Raw genomic sequence first — 5,043 nt, forward strand, 5'->3', positions numbered from 1 at the left:
GCCCAGGCCCGGCCCCAGCCCCATGAAGTCCACGTCCTCCACCGTGACGAGCTTCCAGCCCTTCACCTGCGACAGGCCGGGCTGCTTCGACAGGCCCTCCGCGCCGCCCACCGTCTCCACCGAGCCCGCGGGCAGCAACACGAAGTCCGGCGCCGCCGCCACCACGGCCTCCGCGCTGAGCGGCTTGTAGCCCTTCAGCTCCCCCACCGCATTCACCGCGCCCGACAGCCGGATGAGCGTGTCCGCCACCGACCCGGAGCCCGCCACCATCATCGTGCCCGCGCCGCGCGCGTACACCGCGAGGATGCGCGGCGGCTTCGCGCCCTTCAGCGCCGTCACGCGGCCGGCCGCCCGGGCCAGGTCCTCGTCCAGCTTCGCCACCAGCGCCTTGCCCTGCTCCGGCGTGCCCAGTCGCTCCGCGACGGTCTGGATGCGAGCGCGCGCCGCCTCCACCGTGGGCTCGTTGGCGAACGTCTCCACCTGCATGCCCGCCTGCTTCAACTGCTCCAGCACCGCGGGCGGCCCGGCCTCCGCCGAGCCCAGCAACAGGCCCGCGCCCAGCGACAGCACCCCTTCGGCCGACAGCGCGCGCTGGTAGCCCACCGTGCGCACCTTCGACGCCTCCGGCAGCGCTCCGCTGGAGTCATCCACGCCCACCACCCGGTCGCCCGCGCCCAGCGCGAACACCGTCTGCGTGATGGCCGGCCCGATGACCACGAGCTTCGGCGCGGCCTTCTTCGGCTCGGGCGGCGCCGCGTGCGCGGACAGCGCGAACAGCGCGCAGACGAGCCCCCACTTCGAAGCCGTGCGCTTCATGACGCCACCTCCACCGCGGGCAGCGCCCGGCCCAGCTCTTCCATCAGCGTCCGCCACGCCGGGGACTCCAGCTCCCCCGGCTTCCGCTTGCCGAACAGCAAACCGATGTTCTCTCCCGCCCGGTCGAACAGCTCCAGCGAGCTGACGGTGCCGTCGCGCGTGGGCTTGCGCACCACCCAGGCGGAGTGGACCTGATCCGCGCGCACGTGGAGGTTGAAGCCCGGATCCAACACGTTCATCCACGGGCCCATGGGCCGCACCGTGCGCACCGGCCCGGTGTGGATCTGAATCGCCCCCGGGTTGCCCACGAAGATCATGATGGGCAGCCCCGACGACGCGGCGCGCTCCAGCGTCCAGCCCAGCGCGTCCGGCGCCACCGGCAACGCGAACTCCGGGCCCGCGAGCCGCAGGGCCTGCGTGCGCGCCACCTTGAAGCGCTTGAGCAGCGCGAAGAACTCGTGCGTGTCCTGGAGCGCGCGCCAGCCGTCCACCAGCCCTGGCGCGTCGATGTCCGCGTCCGGCAGGGGCACGGGCGGCGGCGCCACCGGCACCACGTTCAACACATGGGATGGGTCCTCGTGTGTCAGCTCCGCCACCAGCGCCTCGAAGGCGGCGACGTCCGCCTCCGGCTGGAGGTAGATCTTGTGCACGGCGGTGCCCGCCGCGTCGAAGATCTGGAGGCTGCGGCGCACCTCGCCGGACACGTCCTCGCGCAGCGCGAACGCGAAGCACCACCGCGACAGGAACAGCCGCAGGTCGATGTCCTCGTCCAGCACCAGCGCCATCGCGCCGTGCACCTCCACCTTGCGGTAGACGCCCTTCTTCTCGTGCACCGCGGACGCGTTGCGCGTCAGGGCCATCACCCGCCCCAGCGACTCCAGCCGGGGCAGGAGCACGTCGAAGCGCGGCTCCAGCCGCACCAGCTCCCCGTTCAACCCGGTGACGAGCAGCTCCGCCTCGCTCACCCCCAACTGCTCCGCCGCGTCGCGGATGCGCGTGCGCGGCTGGGACTCCCGCAGGGCCTGCCAGCGCTCTCGCAGCGCGGCGGTCGTGCTCCCGGCCTTCTCCGTCTGGGGCGTCATCACGGCTGCCCCCCGGCCGGCGCGGCGACCTTCGCCCAGCGCAGCTTCAGGTTCGCGGGCGAACCGGCGTCGTCGTAGTACGACAGCAGCTCCACCTTGAAGTACGCCCCCTGGTCGGAGCGGACGACGTAGAGCTGCGCGCGCGGCGTGAGCGTGTGGAACTTCAGGTCGTAGAGATACCAGCCGCCCGCCGTGTTGAAGACCGTGTCCAGGGTGGTGTCCGTGTCGTCGCCGTCCGCGGCATCCGTGGACCAGCCCGTTGACGGCGCCTGGGTGAGCGCCGCGAACGACGTGTCCGTCAGGAGGGCCACCTGCACGCCGCCCGTCCCGCTGACGCCGCCGCGCGACTTCACCACGAAGCGCTGGAAGGCCAGGTCCCAGGCCGCGTCCTCGGTCGCGCTGACCTCCTTGCCGGTGTCCAAGTCCAGGCCCACCCACAGCGCCGGCTCCGTCGCGTTGATGACCGACGTGAAGGACCCGTCACCGTTGTCCTGGTGCTTGAGGTTGGCGCTGTCCTCCGGATGGACGACGGGGTCCTCCTCGTCCTCGGGTCCCGGCTGGGGTTGGAGGTCGTCACCGCAGGCGGAGCTCAAGCCCGCGACGAGCAGCGCCGCGCAGGCGCGGCCCAGGAAGCCAGGGCGCAACGGAATGGGGAACATGCGGACTCCTTGCAGGAAACACGGAGGTGGGAGGGGACGGTCAGAAGCGGGTGGACACCCCGGCCTGGACGGTGCGGGGTGGAATGGGCAGGTCGTCGGGATTGCCCGCGTCGGTGAGGTTGGTGCCGACGACGAAAAGCTGGAGCCCGTCCGCTGGCATCCGCCAGGCGATACGGGCATCCAGGGAGACGGTGGGGCTGGCACGGTAGGAATCCGCCACACCGTCTCCGTTGGTATCTGGGTAGAAGGGCCGCTCGCCCGTGAGCGCGCCGCGCACCAGGGCCTCCAGGCCCCACGGGCGGTAGCGCCAGGAGGCCTGCGCGGTGAACCGGTGGCGCGCCTGGCCTTCCAGCGCGCGCTCCAGGTCCTGATCCGTGCCGTCGGTGAGCGTGTAGCCCAGCTCCACCTGGACGCGGCCGGGCAGCGACTGGCGCACGCCCAGCTCGCCGCCGCGCACGCGCGCCCGGGCGATGTTGATGTACGAGTAGCGCAGGGCCTCGCCCTCGGACTGGAGCGACGCGGCGATCATGTCGCGCAGCGAGTGCTGGAACACGCCCGCCCACACCACGGAGTCGCCAAAGGGCCGCACCTCCACGTTGAGGTTGTAGCTGCGGGAGCGCTCGGGCTTCAGGTCCGGGTTGCCGCGCACGGTGTAGCCCACCGCGGGGTTCTCGAAGTCGATGAGCAGGTCCTGGAAGCTCGGCGCGCGGTAGCCCCACCCGTAGCCGGCGCGCACCGTGAGCCACGACAAGGGGTCGACCTTCAGGGCTGCCCGGGGCGTCACCGCGAAGCCGAACTGCGAATCCAGGTCCACCCGCCCGCCCCGCACGATCACCAGCCCCAGCTTCTCCCAGATCGTCCAGGTGTCCTGCGCGTAGAAGGAGCCGCGCCCGCGCCTCCCCTTGCCGCCGTCCAGCCGGTCCGAGTGCAGCCACTCGCCCAGGTACTCCGTGCCCACCACGAACGCGTGCGAGCCGGGCCGCGCGTCCAGTTGCACACCCAGGCGGGCCTGTTGGTCGCGCGTGTCCTCCACGGAGTCCAGCGCGGAGGCGTTGCGCTGGTCGCGCAGGTAGCGGCGCTCGTAGTGCCCGTAGGACAGGTCCGTGCGCAGCGTCGCCTTCTGCCCCAGCCGCCAGGACGGCGACAGGCGCGAGGCGAAGGTGTTGTCGCGGGTCGCGCGGTCGAACACCGCACTGCCCGCGCCCAGGTCCACGCCGCGCTGGAGCCGGTGGGAGAAGGACGCGGTGCCCTCCAGCGACAGCGTCTCCGAGCCGCGCCAGTCGCCGCGCGCGGACAGGTCATATCCGTTCAGGCTGCTGCCCGTGGTGCCCAGGTCGGTGGGGTCCAGGTCATACGCGGAGCCGCGCTGGAGCCCCGCGCTCATGCGCAGGCCCCACGCATCGCCGCGCGTCTCGCCCGTCGCGTCCAGGTCCAGCCGGTTGCGCGTGCCGTAGGCGGCCCGCAGGTCCGCGCCCAGGGGGCGCTGCGCCTTGCGCGTGATGAAGTTCACCACGCCCGCCACCGCGTCGCTCCCGTACATCACCGACCCCGGGCCCTTCACGATCTCCACCTGCTCGATGTCCTCCATCGACAGGCGCGACAGGTCCACGTCGCCGTCCACCTTGCCGGTGACGCGCTCGCCATCCACCAGCACCAGCGCGTACTCCGGCGCCAGCCCCTGCATGGACAGCCCCGCCCCGGAGAAGCCCTGCTGCACCACGAGGCCCGGGCGCGCGGAGAGCAGCTCCGAGGCATCCCGCGCCCCGCTCGCGACGATCTCCGCGCGGGTGATGACCTCCGTCGTCACCGGGGATTCGCGCACGCGCTCCTGGCTGCGTGAGCCCGTCACCACCGTCTGGAGCGCGGGGGCCTCCTCGGCCACGCCACCGTCCACGGGCGACACATCCGCCACGCCACCGTCCACGGACGGCACGCCCTGCGCCCCGGCCACGCCGGACAGCAAGAGACTCAGCAGTGCGAAGCCACGCCAACGCCCGGGCATCCCAGGTCCTCCCGGCACGCAAGCCGGGGGCTTCCGCGAAAGGAAGCCTGTCGGGCGCTGGGCTCAAGGGCCTCGGGCCTCAGGAAACACACGTCCAGCACCTCCGGAGCCTCACGCGGCCCCGGACCCTCCACGCCTGCTTCAGCCGCCTTCACCCCGGGGCGCCGCCAAGCCCCTGCGGGTGTCCCGGGAAGGCGCCGAGCCCTCCAGCGGAACCACCTGCGTCCGGTGACACCGGCGGCACTTCAACTCCACGCCGCCCGGCACCAGCCGCGCCAACAGGCTGCCGCACATGCAGCGCAGCTCCCCGGCACTTCCCTGCGGCCCGCATCCCTCGTGCATCGCGGCTCCCTGCGTTCAGTGGGGCCAGACGATATTGATAGTGAATATCAAAGTCAAAAGACTTCCGGTGAACACCGCAACCCGGTGTCCGGACGGGAAGTCCCTACTTCGTGCCCGTCTTCGCGGCGGGACGGGCACGAAG

Annotated in this window: 4 protein-coding genes; all 4 read right to left on the bottom strand. The window is 72.1% G+C overall.

Translation table 11 applies throughout. The annotated features are described in order from the left end of the window. On the bottom strand, positions 1 to 816 hold an 816-nt coding region (locus D7X74_RS39530), incomplete at its 3' end, for a hemin ABC transporter substrate-binding protein (RefSeq protein ID WP_120538109.1). After that, positions 813 to 1,898: a hemin-degrading factor gene (locus D7X74_RS39535; protein WP_120538110.1), complete on the bottom strand. Its 1,086-nt coding sequence runs from the start codon at positions 1,896 to 1,898 to the stop codon at positions 813 to 815. The genes D7X74_RS39530 and D7X74_RS39535, both read right to left, overlap by 4 nt. Then, positions 1,898 to 2,557, bottom strand: coding sequence for an HmuY family protein (locus tag D7X74_RS39540; RefSeq protein ID WP_120538111.1), 660 nt, complete (start codon positions 2,555 to 2,557; stop codon positions 1,898 to 1,900). Before D7X74_RS39540 ends, D7X74_RS39535 begins: the two co-directional genes overlap by 1 nt. A gap of 40 nt (positions 2,558 to 2,597) precedes the next feature. After that, positions 2,598 to 4,559, bottom strand: a complete 1,962-nt coding sequence (locus D7X74_RS39545; RefSeq protein ID WP_120538112.1) for a TonB-dependent siderophore receptor — start codon at positions 4,557 to 4,559, stop codon at positions 2,598 to 2,600. Positions 4,560 to 5,043 lie beyond the last annotated feature (484 nt).

Origin of the sequence: Corallococcus sp. CA047B (genome assembly GCF_003612065.1) — a bacterium.
GTDB lineage: Bacteria > Myxococcota > Myxococcia > Myxococcales > Myxococcaceae > Corallococcus > Corallococcus praedator.

Bases quoted from the DNA above. Each gene is read 5' to 3' on its own strand.
- D7X74_RS39535 (WP_120538110.1), bottom strand. From the start codon at position 1,898: ATGACGCCCCAGACGGAGAAGGCCGGGAGCACGACCGCCGCGCTGCGA.
- D7X74_RS39540 (WP_120538111.1), bottom strand. From the start codon at position 2,557: ATGTTCCCCATTCCGTTGCGCCCTGGCTTCCTGGGCCGCGCCTGCGCG.
- D7X74_RS39545 (WP_120538112.1), bottom strand. From the start codon at position 4,559: ATGCCCGGGCGTTGGCGTGGCTTCGCACTGCTGAGTCTCTTGCTGTCC.